General features: G+C 66.8%; 1 protein-coding gene. It reads left to right on the forward strand.

Annotation, left to right across the window (positions count from 1 at the left end):
- A partial coding sequence (locus BFF76_RS30305) for a metallophosphoesterase family protein (RefSeq protein ID WP_244167382.1) occupies positions 1-561 on the forward strand: 561 nt, incomplete at both ends.

Raw genomic sequence — 561 nt, forward strand, 5'->3', positions numbered from 1 at the left:
GCACACCTCGGACTGGCATCTCGGCCGTCAACTGCATCGCGTATCCCTCCTCGCGGAGCAGCGCACCTTCCTCGAACATCTGCTGGACACGGTGCGCCAGGAGCGCGTCGAGGCAGTGGCCGTTGCGGGCGACGTCTTCGACCGCGCCATCCCGCCCCTGGACGCGATTGACCTGTTCAACCGGGTCCTAGGAGAACTGGCCGACCTGCAGGTTCCCCTGGTCATGATCAGCGGAAACCACGACTCGCCGCGCCGTCTGGGCGTCAACTCGCGGCTGATCGAGCGAGCCGGAATCCACCTGCGCACCAGCGTGGAGGACTGTAATCGCCCCGCCATCCTGCACGACGAACACGGACCGGTCGCCTTCTACGGTCTGCCCTACCTCGAACCAGGCCTGGTCCATACTCACCTCGGGGCCGAAAAGCCCAGCCACCATGCTGTGCTCAGCGCAGCGATGGACAAGGTCCGCACCGACCTTGCCGTCCGCCCGGCCAACACCCGCTCCGTCGTCCTGGCCCACGCCTTCGTGACCGGAGCCGACACCAGCGACAGCGAGCGTGA

It is taken from the genome of Streptomyces mutomycini (assembly GCF_001700505.1).
GTDB classification, from domain to species: Bacteria; Actinomycetota; Actinomycetes; order Streptomycetales; family Streptomycetaceae; genus Streptomyces; species Streptomyces mutomycini.